Below are 15,992 nucleotides of genomic sequence, written 5' to 3'. Positions count from 1 at the left end.
GAATCTAAAAATTGCATAACCAAAGAATGTCTCGGTCCTGTTAACCCTGTTGATCCCGGGACATGCGGATGTGCCACTTATAGTGAATGTAAAACAGCAGACAATTGTATAAAATTATAAACAAAAAATTACCCAATTCCCATATATTTTTTAAAACCGACAAAAAGAAAGATTAAAAATTACATTATGAAAAAAATCAATTTAGAATTCCGCAAAGAAGTTATCTCCACTTTATCCGGGAAGGAACTCTCTAAAATCCAAGGAGGAAATACAGCTTTTTCGTATAACAGTTGTCCTACAGTAGACGGCCCCTGTACAGCCACAAACGAGTGTACAGACCAGAATAGCGTACAAAAAAAATGTTTCAGTGATGCAGGTTGTAAAGGAGGTTCCACAGAGCCGTATCAATCTTATTTTACAGACGATATTCCTGTGGCACATGAATCTTGTGGTTGCGTCTCTTATGGCGGATGTGATACGCTTGATTATTCTTGTCTGATTGAGGAATAATGGAAATATAAGATTGTCCTGAATTGTTTGACAATAGGAAAAGGACAGTTATTATATTATTTACTGAAATAACATGAAAAAGTTAAATTTAACATTCCGGAAAAAAGTCATATCCCTATTATCCGGAAAGGAGCTCTCAAAAGTTCAGGGGGGAAATACGGCTTTTTCCTACAATAGTTGTCCGACAGTAGACGGTCCCTGTACGGCTACAAGTGAATGTACAGACTTAGATAGCTGGCAAGGCAAATGTTTTAGCGATAAAGCCTGTGGAAGTATATCCAACGATCCTGTATTGGAGCAGGCCCCCGAAAAACATCCAAGCGATTATTGTCAGATTTTTTCAGATAACGATAATGAATGAAAGACAGAATAAAAGAATTTATATTTTTAGCTAATAACATACCCCATTTACATTATGAAAAAAATCAATTTAGAATTCCGCAAAGAAGTTATATCTACTTTATCCGGTAATGAACTCTCTCAAATTCAGGGGGGAAACACGGCTTTTTCCTATAATAGCTGTCCCACAGTAGACGGTCCCTGTACGGCATCAAGCGAGTGTACAGACCAAGACAGCTGGCAGGGTAAATGCCTTAGTGATTTATCCTGCGGAAGCGGAAGCACAGAGCCACAACTAGAACACAAAATAGATGAAGGGACTCTAGTCGAAGAAAGCGGTTATTGTGTTACAATTCCTAGTTTTGATACGATATGTTAAACTCCTTCGAAATAAAAGAAAACATCTTTTATATTATTTCTAAATCTAAATTATGAAAAAAATCAAATTAGAATTTCAGAAGGAAGTATTATCCACTTTATCCGGAAATGAACTTTTAAAACTCCGGGGAGGGATGGCTAACTCTGATTATGGCAAGTGCCCAACGGAAGATTATGCGTGTGCAGAAAGCGGTAACTGTGATACCTGGCAAATGGAATGTACCGTAGAACCTATATCCCAAAAATGCGAATCAGAAAAATGCGTAGGTCCGGAGCCTCCAACCGAAGGTCCGGTAATAAGTTGCGGCTGTGCTACTTTTGATTGTAAAACAATCGTAATTGCCTGTTACGTTCAATAAGATCTACCGTTTCTCCTCTTCATTTTTCAAGAGGAGAAACTTCATTTTACGTATATTTCAATCCAATCCTACCCAACGGGCCAAATCGTTATAACCTTTTATAATATCCTTGGCAATATTTACTCCTGCCTTTACTCCTTCCACTATTTTAGATAAATGAGAATCCGGATTTCCCAATTCTTCTGTCAGGCGTTTTAACCGGTTCAAAACCCCTTTTTTCTTCATTTCCTCCGGTGTTTTATAAGACTCAGCCTTTTCCAGCATTCCTGCCATTGTCTCCAATTCCCGGGCTTCTTCTTTTTTTCCTTTTTCATTTAATAACTGGGCTAAATCGTTTAAACACCCCTGTACCCGGATATTACAGTCGTAAAAATTAAAATTATTCCGTACAGATTTATTGATCAGAATTCCTTTCCCTCCGATAATATTCTCAGCATTTATGTTATAATTCACCACATATTTATCCATATCAATATTCTGTTGTCCGATATCGTCATAATAAGGCACTTTATCCTGAGCATGATTAAATATCTTTTTATCTGTAAGCCATAAAATACCTTCCTCTTTCCCGGGAATCTCTCCAAAGATTTTAATGGCATACCTCAACTCCGGTTTACGGGTTTTATACGAATTGAAGATATCATTAAGTGTTTTCCGAAGAGCAGTGAGATAAGCTGTTTTCTGAAATCCTTTTACCGAGACACTGATTGTACGGTCTTCCTCTCTTACCAGGGCAATGGTACCGCAACCGTCTTCCAGAATAGCCCCGTATCTCCATACCTGATAAAATCCTCCTTCGTGTTTAATTTCCCGGTTGTGTCTGACAATAAATCGGGAAACAGTATTGGGAGGTAAAGGCTGTTCGGAACGATATTGTAACATAAGGCTATTTCCAATAGGGAAATCAGGCAAACGGACAGGACGGTCTTCCTGCAGGAGATGAGGAATAATCAGGCATCCGCCCTCCTTTGTTTCATAAGCCAACTCATAAAATATCATCAATCGGAAAATAAACGGATGTTTTTCTACCGGATAACGATCCGTTTCTTCCCGGAATACCGTTTCAAAATCTTTCAACGTCAGCGAATACCGCTGTTCCTGATGTACCCAGTTGATAATTTTATATACGCCTTGACTGATCCATTCGGGATTCAATACCAAAGTGTCAAACTCCTCCATATCCTTATACCAAAGACTGATACCCAAAGCATGTAAGTTTTTCAGCAATATCTCGATGTTCTGTACATAATATTTCCGGGCAATTCTCTCCAATTCACTTTTTGTAATATGTTCTTTTTTCTTCACGGGATCGCTCGGAATAAAATATTCTTCCAGTTCCTCTTTTACTTTATAATAATTTTGCGGAATTTCCTGGTTATTCCAGGAAGGATGGCTATTGATATAGTTCACTACAAATTCCCGGAAATCAGCTAATTCCGACTTATTATCCCGGATAGAAAAAGAATAATAAGCTGCTATCGGATACTGTTCTTTCAACGAATTAATAGGAATATCAACCTTATGAAGGTCCCGCTCATTCACCAGAATAATAGCTTCTGAATCCCCTCCGTAATTTGTCATATGGTTTAACCAATATTCAAGACGGTTTCTTCCTTCAGTGCGTCCATCATAAACGATAATGTACAAGCAATGTTCCGAAAGAAAAAACTGATGTACAGCATGAGTAACCGTATGACCCGCAAAATCCCAGATGTGTACATTTACATTTTGCTTCTCCAATTCCCAAAGTAAAGTATCCACTCCGGCAGTACTCTCATTATCTTCTGTCATCGGAGCTTTGGGATCAATCAGACGTCTGGCTAAGCTCGTCTTTCCGGCTCCTTTATCTCCCAGGATAATGATACGGGCTTCATTGAATTGTATGGCCCCCTGCTTTTCCAGTTCTTCCAGATAATGGCCAACCGCTGCAGCTCCTTGTTCCCGGATTTCTTTAGGTACGCTCAGGCGCCGTTTTAAAGCTTCCCGGTCAAAAGTAAATCCGTTGCGGTAAATATTCCGGTATAAACGTCCCCAATAGGCACAATCTTCTGTCCGCATAGCCTCTTCCCAAACCGACCAAAGCTTGTGATACTTTTTCTGTAATTCCTGAGCTTTTAAAGAAGACGGCATTTTTAAACCTCTCAGATCCCGTAAAAGCAATGAAATGAAATCCGGTTGTTCGCCCCAATAATCTTCCGCTGCATATATCAAGTCTGTTGCTGCATACACAGCATAATATTTATCCAGCAAAGAATAGACAGCATCCGTAACGGTAAAAATGGCATAAGCCACTGTATTGCGATGAGCTGTAAAAGCCAATCCTTCGGTATTCTCCACAGCAACACCGGCTACATCATAAAAACCTTCTTCTTTCCTTTGTAAAACAGCCCAGATATTTTTATCCAGCGTAGAAAAAATTGTATATAAAAATTGCTGCCGCTCCTGTTTTTCCCAATAATTAAAATTCCCTTCCATACTTAAAAAAGGCAAAGCCCGGACAGCACAATGCCAAGCAAAATATAACACCTGCTCCTCCCTCGACTTCTTTAAATATTGTCCTATTCTTTTTTCAAAAGCCTCCACATCCATAATCGTATGGTTTATTATTATCAAATATAAATATCCCTCCCCATAGAAAATAAAGATAAATATTCTTCCTCACAGCCTTTTTCTATAGGGATACACTTATACCCCACCTTAAACCCATACTTATTCAATCACCAATTTTGCAAATTTATCCATTTCACCCTTTCTTTACGCATAAAAAGAATGATATATTATGTTATTAAACCAAAAATAATTGTAAAAAAATGTTTCTAATTTACCTTTGATAACTTTTCTAAGGCGTAAGCATTCATTTTCATTTTCCCATCCCATTTAAAAAATTATTCTTGGCGCATAAAAGAGGTAACCAACTATCTGACAATTTCGTAAACTATGTTCGGAGAGTAGATCTGCAGCAGGATGAGGGATAAGAATAGAAAGAAGACAGAACGACTTATCAGAACAGAAAAGGGATTCTGAAATTATTCTTTTTTATCTTATATCGATTAACTGTTATTTCACTTTCAGCTGAAGGCTTACGGTCCCAAATGATAGTATCATTGGAAAGTTCCTGGAAAAACAGGAAATATAAATTAGAAAATAAAAATTAAACGAGGCATTATTGTCTTCCGAAATATCGTTGAGGAATTAAATGTTGAAGAATTATGGAATACAATACCCCTAACGCCACACAAGTTATATTGGTGGATATAAACGACCAACCCATTGGTACTATGGACAAGTTAGAAGCTCACCGACGGGGTTTTCTTCACCGGGCTGTACTCGTCTTCGTCTTTAATCACAAAGGAGAATGGCTTTTGCAAAGGCGCACAGCCTTTAAATACCATTCGGGAGGATTATGGTCCAATACCTGCAGTACGCATCCTCATCCGGGAGAAGTACCGTTGGAAGCAGCCCAACGAAGGCTTCAGGAAGAAATGGGATTAAAATGTTCCCTCGAAAAGTCATTTTGTTTTACCTACAAAGCAAAATTGGATCACGGGGTTACAGAATATGAATACGAACATGTATTTACCGGTTTTACGGAGAATATACCAGACGTAAATCCCCTTACAGTTTGGGACTGGAAATATTTACCCTTAGACATCATCCGATTGGACGAACGAATTCATCCGGAAAAATATACCGTATGGTTTCGTCAAATTTACCGGGAAGTGCTTCAGCATCAGAAACAAAAAGTATGAGTCTTTCCCTTTAGGCTGTACAGCAACACCACATAGTCTCCCCATTGGATACAAGTAAACCTTTTGTCTGAAACAGTAGGGTATGAAAAAAATCCGGATCTGTATATATTGCTTCAGTTTTCTCTTTCTTACTTTTGGGGTAAAAGCCCAGAATAAAGTGGAATACGATCTATATGTAAATGATACAATAGTAAATTACACCGGTAAAGCCAGAAAAGCAATTGCCATAAACGGACAAATTCCGGCTCCTTCTTTATATTTCACAGAAGGGGATACGGCCGTTATCCGGGTACATAATTTATCCGGACATCCAACCTCCATTCACTGGCACGGTATACTATTGCCCCAACCACAGGATGGGGTTCCTTATCTCACCTCAGCACCTATAGCACCGCATACAACTCATATTTATCATTTTCCAATTATTCAAAACGGAACTTATTGGTACCATTCCCATTTCGGTCTACAAGAACAAAAAGGCCTGTACGGAGCATTTATTATCCGGAAAGGTAAAGACTATTCTGCTATACAACACCGGGACACTCTACCGGATTATCCAGTGGTTTTGAGCGATTGGACAAACCGGAAGGCTAAAGAGGTAAACCGAATGCTTCACATCGGTTCGGATTGGTTTTCCATCCGCAAAGGAAGTGTACAAAGTTATGGGGAAGCTCTCCGGAAAGGACAATTCAAAACGAAATTCCTCAATGAATGGAAACGGATGAAAGCCATGGATGTAAGCGATGTATATTATAACTGTTTTTTATTAAATGGACAGCAGACATCGGAACTGTACTCATTAAAGGCAGGAGATACAGTACGTTTGCGTATTATTAACGGAGCGGCTTCCACTTATTTCTGGCTTCAATATGCCGGAGGTAAAATCACGGTAGTCGCCAACGATGGAAAAGAGGTCGAACCTGTAGAAGTGGACCGCATGATGATTGCTGTATCAGAAACTTATGATATTCTTTTAACGGTACCGGACAACAGCACTTCCTGCGAATTACGGGCTACTTCTGAAGACCGGGAGGGTTCTGCTTCCCTTTGGTTAGGAAAGGGAAACAAAAAAACGGTAGCTCCGCTTCCAAAACTCAATTATTTTGCCGGCATGAAAATGATGAATAAAATGATGAAAATGGACGGAAATATGAAAAAGGGAAATATGAAAATGGAACTACAACGCATGGACATGAATCAGGTCATGTATCCCGAACGAACCTCCCAAACAATGGATGGTAAAAAAAGCTCTCAGGATACAAACACTACTTCCTCTATGCATACCCGGCACGAAATGGGAAACAGAAATATAAAAACACTGAATTACAGTTTATTGAAATCGCCGGTTTCCACAAATCTTCCTTCCGGAAGACCCTTCAAAGAAATATACCTGGAATTAACGGGAAATATGGACCGCTATGTCTGGTCGCTCAATAATAAAACGCTTTCGGAAGCGGATTTGATCCCCCTAACAGAAGGGGGAAATGTCCGTCTTATTCTGTATAATAATACAATGATGCGGCATCCCATGCATTTACACGGTCATTTTTTCCGGCTTAAAAACAGGCAAGGCGCTTACGCTCCTTTAAAATTTACGGTTGACCTCCTACCGATGGAAACCGATACGATCGAATTCAATGCCAATGAAAAGACAAGGGGAAACTGGTATTTTCACTGTCATATTCTCTACCACATGATGAGCGGTATGGGACGTGTTTTCCGGTACGAAGATTCGCCTCCTAATCCGCAACTTCCTGATACCACCAAGGCCTGGCGAAGAGTATATCATCCGGATCGTAAATTTTACTTCACTATTCAAAATAATTTTGCGACGAATGGTAATGAGGGACAAACGGAACTCAGTAATACGCGCTGGAGTTTACAGGGAGAATGGCAAACCGGTTACAACGACAGGCATGGCTATGAAACAGAAATCCGGCTAGGGCGTTATCTCGGAAAAATGCAATGGCTTTATCCTTACTTAGGTGTGGAATGGAGTTACCGTAAGGGAGAAAAAGGGGAGAAAAATTTGTTCGGACAAAAGAGAAAATACGACCGTAGCCTGGCCGGGACGGCCGGTATCCGTTACACTTTGCCCCTCTTATTTAATGCCGGAGCCCAAATCGACACCTACGGACATTTCCGTTTGCAACTGGAACGGGACGATATCCCCTTAACTTCCCGTTTACGTCTGAATGTCATGGGCAATACCGACCGGGAATATTCGTTTGGCCTCGCCTACATTCTGCTGCCTTACCTCCGCATGGCCGCTGGCTATGATAATGATCTGAAGTGGGGTGCCGGTATTACATTAAATTACTGATATCCCTTTATTTTTGGACAAAGCAGAAATTTAATTAATTTTGCAGCCCACAATTGAATTTATGAAAGACATTTTAAGTATAGCCCTCCAAAATCAGGAAAAAGCCCGGAAAATTATTGATAAAATCAATTTAATCCCCATCTGGAAATCTGTCGGAGCCGAACCGCACCTAGTGGGCTCCCTGCGTATGGGGTTGTTAATGAAACACCGGGATATTGATTTTCATATTTACTCCGATCCATTAGACCTTACCCAAAGTTTTACCGCTATCCAAAAAATAGCCGAAAACCCTTCTATTGTACAAATTGAATACAAAAATCTCTCCGCTACGGAAGAAAAATGCCTCGAATGGCACGCCTGGTACAGAGATGAGGAGAACGATTTATGGCAAATCGATATGATCCATATCTTAAAAGGATCTTTTTATGACGGGTATTTTGAAAAAATGGCTGACCGTATTCTCGCTCTCCTGACACCGGAAACCAAAGAAACGATACTGCGTCTGAAAAATGAAACTCCCGAAAATGAAAAAATTATAGGGGTAGAGTATTATCAGGCTGTACTCCGGGACGGAATCCGTCATTATTCCGAGTTTGAAAAATGGAGGGCACAAAATCCCGTAAACGGTATTCTGCACTGGATTCCCTGATTTTCAAAACTTTGATTCCCGGCTTTTTTCCAAACGAAAGGCCTGATAAAAGATGCAAATGTTTAAGGGGCTAAATGTTCAAAGATAAAAAGGTATAAGGGTTCAAAAGTGTAAATGTCCATTTAGACTTATCTATAACTTTAATAATAAAAGTTATCAGGAACGGCCTTTTTCATTCCCCGGAAAAGTATATACTACATTTGAAAAATATATTTACCTGAAAATACAAAACACTTAAACTTTTTCAAATAAAATTTCAGACCTTATTCGTAAAAACACAACAAGAATATCTCCTTTTACGTTATAAATAGAGTCAATGTAGCCTTTTGGCTGACAAAAAAGGAGAGATGAAAAAAAAGAAAAATACCATAACAGCCTTTGCTATAGTAGCCATCATTTGCATTCTACTGATCGTAATACTCCTCGTCAGAACAAGAGATGTAAAAGAAAATGAACTTGACCCGGGAGCAGTGCCAGCCGAAATTGAACAAGGAACTCCCTGATTACAGAATATAGCCACACCCATTCCCATATTCATCTGAAAATCAGTGAAAATAACAGATATATTTACTGATTTTAAAAAATATCTTATGTAAGAAAAGGCGGAAATCAGAGCTGTTTTTCCATGGTATAATTAATCATTGTTATGCCCCCTAAATTTACCCTGTTTTTCTGTTTTATGCAGAAACCCTGTTTTTCAAAAAAAGGACGGGCCGTAATACTCACATCTGCGCTTAATACAGAAGCCCCGTTTTCACGTGCATATTCTCCGGCCTTTGCCAATAACAAGCAAGCAATTCCTTTCCGCTGAAAACGGTAATCGACAAACATCGAATGAATATATCCCCGGCTATTGACGGACGTGAATCCGACAATCTCATACTCCTCATTTTCAGCAACCATAAATTGTAAAGAGCTATTAAATAACTCTTTCCAACGCTCTTCATCCGCTCTTCGTCCCCATGCTTCTATTTGCGGTCCGGTATAATCCCTGCTGTTCACCTGAACCAATGTCTCCTGAAAAAGCCGGGCCAAAACAGGAATTTCCCTATACTCTGCATTACGAATCCGATATCTCATGATTTATATAAAAGTCAGTTATGCCTTTTCATTTACCTTCCTACCTATCTAAAAAAGCGTTTTCCTTTTCTGTAAGGTTAATACATTCCCTCCTGATCTGTCCAAAAGTAAGAAATTATTTAAAATCCAAAGCATCCGTTAAACAAATAAACAAACCTGAAGGTCCCTTCGTTTCACTAAAGAAGTTATTCATTAAATCTCTGTATATGGAAAAGAAAAACACAAAAGAAAAATTAAAAAATCCGCTGACAAGTTATTATACGGGAGGGTATAAAGAACAACCTCAGCCGTCACCGGGTATACAACAAAAATTGCAGCCACAGCCGGACTGCGGAGAAGAAAGCTACGAAGGTCATCAACGCCTTGCCGGACGTAAGGCATTAATTACAGGTGCAGACTCTGGAATAGGCAGGGCTACCGCTATAGCTTATGCCCGGGAAGGTGCGGACATTGTCCTGAATTATTTACCGGAAGAACAATGTGATGCCGAAGAAGTCGCCTGTTATATTGAAAAAGCAGGCCGCAAAGCCTTTCTCCTCCCCGGGAATCTGGAAGACGAACACTTCTGCAGTAAACTGGTGCAGGAAGCAAATCAAAAACTGGGAGGTCTGGACATCCTGACCTTAGTTGCCGGATATCAGAAATCTGTAGACGACATCGAAAAAATAAGAACAGAAGATATTACAAAGACTTTCACAACCAATGTATTCAGTTTATTTTGGCTGATAAAAGCCGCTCTGCCCTATTTGCCTGCAGGCTCTTCCATTATAACGACCAGTTCGATCCAGGCATTTCAACCCAATCCGGACTTACTCGATTATGCAGCAACAAAAGCTGCTATTATCGCTTTTACCCGGGGATTGGCAAAACAACTCGCCCCTAAAGGAATACGGGCAAATTGTGTGGCTCCGGGTCCCATCTGGACGCCTTTGCAAGTAACAGAAGCCCAACCTAAAGGGAAACTGGCGCATTTCGGACAGACAACTCCCCTGCAAAGAGCCGGTCAGCCTGTAGAATTAGCCGGAACTTATGTATTACTGGCTTCCGATGAATCGAGTTATACAACTGCAGAAGTATACGGAGTCACCGGAGGACATCACACTAGTTAAGTCTATTCAAACGTAAAAATGCTCACCTATCTTCCCTTGCCAAACTTTTATTTTGCCGACTTGCAAAATAAAAGTTTCTGATTACCTGTATTCTGATCCGGTACAAAGTACTGTCAATCATTTCTTCACCTGATCTTTCAGGCACGATATCACTTGAACATTTAAACCCGATAAAAACAAAATAATGAAAACAAATTCGCCGAAAACTCCTGATTATCTGAAAGATAAACATCTCAGCAAAGGCACAAAAGAATATTTGAAAGTTCTCAATGCCGGAGGGAAACCTGTAGAATCCCTGCCGGTCCCGGAAGCACGTAAAGTATTGACAGATGCACAGGCAAATGTAAAGACAGACCTCTCCGGCATAGAAGAATCCGAAAAAAATATACAGGCGGGAGAATTTACAATCAAACTCCATATTATTCGTCCTGAAGGAAGGGAAGGAAAACTACCTGCATTTATATTTATTCACGGAGGAGGCTGGGTATTGGGAGATTATCCTACTCATAAACGATTAGTCCGGGATTTGGTGACAGAATCCGGTCTGGCCTGTGTTTTTATCGAGTACACTCCTTCGCCCGAGGCAAAATTTCCACAAGCGATACACGAAATTTATGCTGCTACCCAATGGATTGCTGAAAATGGGGATGAAATTCAAGTAGACGGGCATAAACTCGGCATTGTAGGAAACAGCGTAGGGGGTAATATGGCCTTTATTACCAGTCTCCTTGCAAAAGAAAAACAAGGCCCCGAAATCAAAGTACAAATTCTGATGTGGCCCGTAACGGACGCAACGTTCAATTGGGAATCCTATGATTTATATGGAGAAGAACGTTTTCTCACCCGTTCTTTGATGAAATGGATGTTCGATCAGTATACTACGGACGAAAAAGCCAGAAAGGACATCCATTTATCCCCTTTACAGGCTTCTGCCGGACAATTAGAAGGACTTCCGCCCACTTTAATCGAAGTAGCCGAAAACGATATTCTCCGCGATCAGGGGGAAGCATTGGGACGCCTTCTCGACGAAGCAGGAGTAGATGTAGCAACAGTCCGTTTTAACGGAGTTATACACGATTGGGGCATGCTTAACGGATTTGCAAAACTTCCGGAAGTCCGCGCCCTTATCCTGTTAACGAGCGCCATGCTAAAAAAATACCTGAATTAAGCAGACAATAAGAAATCCGAAAAGTCTGTTCTCTAAAACGGGAACTGATCAGCCGGCAAATAACCCGGTGCTTTTTAACATTCCGGATTTCAAATGAAAAGACACTTATTTCTGCAGGATCCGGCAAATACAACAGACCTCCGGTTCTGAACAAACCGCCCTGAATACCGGTTATTCAAGGTACAGACAGCTTCTCCTCCGTCTTGTTTTGCCTCAGAGGCCTGGCGAGGGAAGAGGATGGGAAGCTGCAGCGGCCTTACAGCCGGGTTATCCACCAGCATCAGGCGCATGCGTCTAAAAGGAGGAAGTCTAGGCTCTACAGCGGAAACGGAATGTTACGCTATAACGAACGCAACCCCAAGCTTTCAGGCAAAACAAGATAGTAAACCGGTCATTTCTTTCTGAAATACCTCAAGCTGTAATCCCCATTCTTCAGGATCAGGGAATCAGCTGAAAGTTTTTCAATATGCAATGTATCCGTAAAAACAATGGTCTGTCCATTTCCCAGACTTTTTCCTTTCAACAGCAGTTTATCCCCTTCCTTCTGCCACCGCTCGTATACCAAAGTAGCCATATTGACTGATTCCGCCATACCATCTGTTTCCAAACGTATTCCCTGCGTTTCTCCCGGCATCCCGTTAACAGTCTCCAACCATGTCCCCACTATCTTCGGACATTCCCTTTGTCCGGGCACTACTACAATTTTAGTTGCCATTAATACTCCCCTTTCAGGCTTTCCGGCATAATATACAGTCGCAGTATCCCCCAATAAAATCCCATCTTTTACTACTTTTTCTGCATTTACAGTACTGATTGTCAATACGTCTCCCCGGGCAGTAGTGATCATCAGTGTATTCATTGAAGCTTCAGTAATCACCCCCTTTATGGATTGTACTTTACTGTTTTGACACGCACTCCCCCAAAAAATCAAGAAGAGTATCCCGAATAATAATTGTCCTGTTTTCATATCTGTTCGTTTTTAGATGAGACTGTTTTACAAAATAGATATTACAAAATTAAATAAATAAAACAGAATTATAAACATACAAAAATAAATACATCCATCTGGCTTATAAATCCATACTCAAACGGACCATATGCCGGCATTCAATCCCGTTCTCAAAGATGCTCTCCGTATAATTTTTCCGGAAAAAATCGAAATCTATCTCTATTATTGTAAAACCACATTTCTGATATAAAGCCAATTGGCCTATCCCTGCATTTCCGGTACCCACTTCCAGCATCTGAGCTCCTTTTCTTCGTCCCACTTCAAGTGCATGAAAAATTAATTATTTCCCCACACCCTTTCCCTGCCAATTTTCAGCAACAGCAATATTTACCAATTCCATTGAGAAAGGCCGGGTCTTCAGTAATACATATTCACCAATAATTTCCCCTCTATATTCGGCCAGATAACAAATCCCTCTTTTTATCTAATCCCCTACATCCTCCCCGGAAGGATCTGCCAAATAAAGCAATGCATAAGGAATGGCATCTGCCTCTACGCGTTCCCATATCATCAGTGTTTCCCCGCTTCCCGTTTTATTCAAATTACCCATAAGCAAAAATTTATTTCATTCCTTTATATCCTCTTTTATGCTTACTTCCGCCTATTTTATTCCGGAATTTTATATAAGTATTTTTCAAAAAAACAATAAATTTTTATATTCCCCAATAAATGTTGTTTTAGCTAATATCTACCTTGTTATTTCCTTTTTTACCTCCCGAAATCTCATTTATAAGACATAAATCTAAAGTTTACTTAATCAAATTTAAAGCAACTAATATTTACATAAAAATACTAAAATCAGCTAGTTACATATTGCAAAATCCTTCTTGCCGATGTATTTTTGTATACGTGCCCGATAAATAAACTTAAAATCTAAACAACAGTTTTATTTCATGAAACAGACATTTACTTTTTATCCTTCTGTTATAGCTTCCACAGCCAGCAAAAGCAATACTGAAATCTTTGACTTAAGTATAGAAGCTTTTGAAAACGGAGAATATTTAAAATCTCTTCACTTGTTGCTGGATTCTATTGACAAGAATTTGAGAAATACATATAATAATCCGCAAGGCAATGCGTTCCAGATCCCTCATGGTCCCCTTTTTATTCACTTAAAGCAGGACGAAAAACAACTCCATATTACTGTACCTTTTCTAACCCTGCCGGAAAAAAATTTAATTGCGATGATGAGGCAAGTGAGTAGTCTGAATTTTAACGAACTCGATTTAGCATGCATTGTTTTAAAAGAAGGTCGTTTTTATTTTGAATACCATTGCCCTCTGACATTTTCCCATCCCCGCAAAATCCGTTACGTTCTGAAAGAGATTTGTACTATTGGGAGTAAATATGACTATGAATTCCGGGATTTATTTGCAGCACAGCGGATAGACCGTCCTTTCTTTACTCCCTATACTCCGGAAGAAACAGCCTATGTCTATAATACCATACAGCAAAGTTGTAAGGAATGTCTGCAAGGATTGAGGTATTTTGAATCTTCGCGAAAATTCGGAGATATGTGGAATCTCCTCTCCACAACTTTTTTCAAAATAATGTATACGGTTCATCCTCAGGGAGAATTGCGCAATACCCTGGAAAAAGCAATTCAGGATCTGGACCGTACGATTCCTTTGGCAGCCATTATTACGAGTGCCAGACAAACCTTAGAAGAATTGCAGTCGCTTTCCCAGGAAGAATTATCGGAAAGTCTTTATTATACAGCAACTTTTATCTCTGATAAACAGCGATCTAATTTACAAAATATAAGGGAAAATTACGAAAAATGTTATAAACAGGTTACTGCCAGTCTGGAAGCCGGCGACTATAGGAATGTCTGTCTTCGGATTACACACAAATTCTACGAAACTTATTATTACAACCATATGCAGGAGGATTTGAATGATATTCTGGTTAAAGCTTTAACCCAAGCCTCAGCCCGTCCCTGGAGTCAGGCGGCCCCTATTTTATATCAGGCTTTGGAAACCATTATGCAAAGCCCGCAGAAAACAACTCTCAATCAAAATCCGGTTGCAGCTTAAAGATTATTAATATCATATACCATGTTAGAACAAATTTATCAATCTATATATAAAGTCAGTCAAGCCAGAGGTTCCGGCAGTTGTTTTTACCTGAAAGACTATAATTTGTTTGTTACAAACAGTCATGTAGTAGAGGGATTCCGTCAGGTTGCCCTGGAGGATCACCATCGTAACCGTTATCCGGCAAAGGTTGTCCTGGCAAATCCGGACCTGGACGTAGCTTTACTGAAAGCAGAAAGCGATTTTTCCTTTCTGCCCGCATTACAACTGGCTTCAGAAGAAGCTGCTATCGGTAGTAAAATCCGTGTAGCCGGTTACCCTTTCGGTATGCCCTTTACAGTTACAGAAGGGACGGTTTCTTCTCCCCATCAATATATGGACGGTTATTACCATCTGCAAACAGACGCAGCCGTTAATCCCGGTAATAGCGGAGGCCCCATGCTGAATGAAAAAGGAGAAGTCATTGCTGTCACTACCAGTAAATTTACGAATGCAGACAATATGGGATTCGGAATTCCCATTCCGACCTTACTTCCCCTTTTGGAGAAAAGCCGGAATTTAAACCCGGAATATCTCAATCTCCAATGCAGCTGCTGTGACGAAATCATCACAGAGGAAGAAGACTATTGTCCCTCCTGCGGCAATAAAATTCCCTTCTATTTATTTAACGAACGTCCCTTGACCGATATCGCTGTATACTGCGAAAGAGCAATCGAAGATATGGGGGTGAACCCGCTTTTAGCCCGCAGAGGACATGAAAACTGGACTTTTCACCGGGATAAATCCGAAATCCGTATATTCATTTACCAGCAATCGTTTTTATTCTGTACTTCTCCGATTAATACTTTACCCAAAAAGGACTTCGGCCCTCTATTAAATTATCTGTTAACTGTTCCGGACCTGGGTCCTTATCAAATCGGCCTGAATGGAAATCAGATTTTCCTATCTTACCGGATTCACCTTTCCGACATTTTGGCTGATACAGATCGTATTATTCAGAAAAATATTACGGAAATGGCTTCCCGGGCTGATCAACTGTCCGGTTATCTGGCTGAAACCTATGGGTGCGGATTTCCACCTTGCACCCGTACCGATCCTTCAGACAGCTCTTCTTCTTTACAAAATACACAACAGATGGCTGAATTCAAAGTAGGGTTTTAAAAGTGTTTCTCTCTTCCCGGTAATTCCCCCTTAAAAGGAAAGAAACGTTCCGCAGACGAACGAAACTCCTGATTATAGCCTTTAAACAGAATCGGAGGTTCGTTCCTCTGCGGAACAGAAGA

Annotated in this window: 18 protein-coding genes; 12 read left to right on the top strand and 6 right to left on the bottom strand. The window is 40.1% G+C overall.

Annotation, left to right across the window (positions count from 1 at the left end; all coding sequences use genetic code 11):
* Window positions 1-186: 186 nt before the first annotated feature.
* From Q0465_RS07315 to Q0465_RS07300, 4 genes are all read left to right on the top strand, one after another.
* Window positions 187-510, top strand: a complete 324-nt coding sequence (locus Q0465_RS07315; protein ID WP_298614561.1) for a hypothetical protein — start codon at window positions 187-189, stop codon at window positions 508-510.
* Window positions 511-583: 73 nt separating this feature from the next.
* A complete protein-coding gene (locus Q0465_RS07310; RefSeq protein WP_298614559.1) occupies window positions 584-871 on the top strand; it encodes a hypothetical protein in 288 nt (95 codons plus the stop codon).
* Window positions 872-925: 54 nt separating this feature from the next.
* Window positions 926-1,228 carry a hypothetical protein gene (locus Q0465_RS07305; RefSeq protein ID WP_298614557.1) on the top strand — a complete coding sequence of 101 codons (303 nt, stop codon included), beginning with the start codon at window positions 926-928 and terminating at the stop codon, window positions 1,226-1,228.
* 52 nt (window positions 1,229-1,280) lie between these two features.
* Window positions 1,281-1,586 carry a hypothetical protein gene (locus Q0465_RS07300; RefSeq protein ID WP_298614555.1) on the top strand — a complete coding sequence of 102 codons (306 nt, stop codon included), beginning with the start codon at window positions 1,281-1,283 and terminating at the stop codon, window positions 1,584-1,586.
* 57 nt (window positions 1,587-1,643) lie between these two features.
* On the opposite strand, the gene Q0465_RS07295 is transcribed toward Q0465_RS07300, so the two are convergent.
* Window positions 1,644-4,175: a COR domain-containing protein gene (locus Q0465_RS07295; RefSeq protein WP_298614553.1), complete on the bottom strand. Its 2,532-nt coding sequence runs from the start codon at window positions 4,173-4,175 to the stop codon at window positions 1,644-1,646.
* 620 nt (window positions 4,176-4,795) lie between these two features.
* Here Q0465_RS07295 and idi point away from each other — a divergent pair.
* The 4 genes from idi (at window position 4,796) to Q0465_RS07275 (ending at window position 8,810) form a co-directional block, all read left to right on the top strand.
* Window positions 4,796-5,335: an isopentenyl-diphosphate Delta-isomerase gene (gene idi / locus Q0465_RS07290; RefSeq protein ID WP_298614551.1), complete on the top strand. Its 540-nt coding sequence runs from the start codon at window positions 4,796-4,798 to the stop codon at window positions 5,333-5,335.
* Window positions 5,336-5,417: 82 nt separating this feature from the next.
* The gene (locus tag Q0465_RS07285) at window positions 5,418-7,658 is read left to right on the top strand and encodes a multicopper oxidase domain-containing protein (RefSeq protein ID WP_298614550.1); all 2,241 of its coding nucleotides are present in this window, start codon (window positions 5,418-5,420) and stop codon (window positions 7,656-7,658) included.
* A gap of 61 nt (window positions 7,659-7,719) precedes the next feature.
* Window positions 7,720-8,307 carry a phosphoglycerate mutase family protein gene (locus Q0465_RS07280; RefSeq protein ID WP_298614548.1) on the top strand — a complete coding sequence of 196 codons (588 nt, stop codon included), beginning with the start codon at window positions 7,720-7,722 and terminating at the stop codon, window positions 8,305-8,307.
* 326 nt (window positions 8,308-8,633) lie between these two features.
* Entirely contained in the window at window positions 8,634-8,810 is a 177-nt protein-coding gene (locus Q0465_RS07275; RefSeq protein WP_298614546.1) for a hypothetical protein, read from the top strand.
* A gap of 106 nt (window positions 8,811-8,916) precedes the next feature.
* Here the strand turns inward: Q0465_RS07275 and Q0465_RS07270 are convergent, their stop codons facing one another.
* Window positions 8,917-9,387, bottom strand: a complete 471-nt coding sequence (locus Q0465_RS07270; protein ID WP_298614544.1) for a GNAT family N-acetyltransferase — start codon at window positions 9,385-9,387, stop codon at window positions 8,917-8,919.
* A 206-nt stretch (window positions 9,388-9,593) separates the two neighbouring features.
* Here Q0465_RS07270 and Q0465_RS07265 point away from each other — a divergent pair, with 206 nt between their 5' ends.
* Both Q0465_RS07265 and Q0465_RS07260 read left to right on the top strand, forming a co-directional pair.
* A complete protein-coding gene (locus Q0465_RS07265; protein ID WP_298614542.1) occupies window positions 9,594-10,496 on the top strand; it encodes an SDR family oxidoreductase in 903 nt (300 codons plus the stop codon).
* Window positions 10,497-10,680: 184 nt separating this feature from the next.
* On the top strand, window positions 10,681-11,664 hold the full coding sequence (locus Q0465_RS07260; RefSeq protein WP_298614541.1) for an alpha/beta hydrolase: 984 nt from the start codon (window positions 10,681-10,683) through the stop codon (window positions 11,662-11,664).
* 391 nt (window positions 11,665-12,055) lie between these two features.
* Here Q0465_RS07260 and Q0465_RS07255 read toward each other — a convergent pair whose 3' ends face one another.
* The 4 genes from Q0465_RS07255 to Q0465_RS07245 all read right to left on the bottom strand — a co-directional run bounded on the left by Q0465_RS07255 (window position 12,056) and on the right by Q0465_RS07245 (window position 13,223).
* The gene (locus tag Q0465_RS07255) at window positions 12,056-12,631 is read right to left on the bottom strand and encodes a lipocalin family protein (RefSeq protein ID WP_298614539.1); all 576 of its coding nucleotides are present in this window, start codon (window positions 12,629-12,631) and stop codon (window positions 12,056-12,058) included.
* 103 nt (window positions 12,632-12,734) lie between these two features.
* Entirely contained in the window at window positions 12,735-12,932 is a 198-nt protein-coding gene (locus Q0465_RS07250) for a hypothetical protein (protein ID WP_298614537.1), read from the bottom strand.
* Window positions 12,933-12,953: 21 nt separating this feature from the next.
* Window positions 12,954-13,085 carry a GNAT family N-acetyltransferase gene (locus tag Q0465_RS13680; RefSeq protein WP_367274305.1) on the bottom strand — a complete coding sequence of 44 codons (132 nt, stop codon included), beginning with the start codon at window positions 13,083-13,085 and terminating at the stop codon, window positions 12,954-12,956.
* Window positions 13,086-13,097: 12 nt separating this feature from the next.
* Window positions 13,098-13,223, bottom strand: coding sequence for a hypothetical protein (locus Q0465_RS07245; RefSeq protein ID WP_298614536.1), 126 nt, complete (start codon window positions 13,221-13,223; stop codon window positions 13,098-13,100).
* Window positions 13,224-13,566: 343 nt separating this feature from the next.
* On the opposite strand from Q0465_RS07245, the gene Q0465_RS07240 reads away from it, so the two are divergent.
* Entirely contained in the window at window positions 13,567-14,709 is a 1,143-nt protein-coding gene (locus Q0465_RS07240) for a hypothetical protein (RefSeq protein ID WP_298614534.1), read from the top strand.
* 21 nt (window positions 14,710-14,730) lie between these two features.
* A complete protein-coding gene (locus tag Q0465_RS07235; protein ID WP_298614532.1) occupies window positions 14,731-15,870 on the top strand; it encodes a trypsin-like peptidase domain-containing protein in 1,140 nt (379 codons plus the stop codon).
* Window positions 15,871-15,992 lie beyond the last annotated feature (122 nt).

Source organism: uncultured Odoribacter sp., from assembly GCF_937966165.1.
Taxonomy (GTDB): Bacteria; Bacteroidota; Bacteroidia; order Bacteroidales; family Marinifilaceae; genus Culturomica.
Note: the sequence above shows the minus strand (reverse complement) of the source record. Positions and strands in the feature narration are given on the sequence as shown.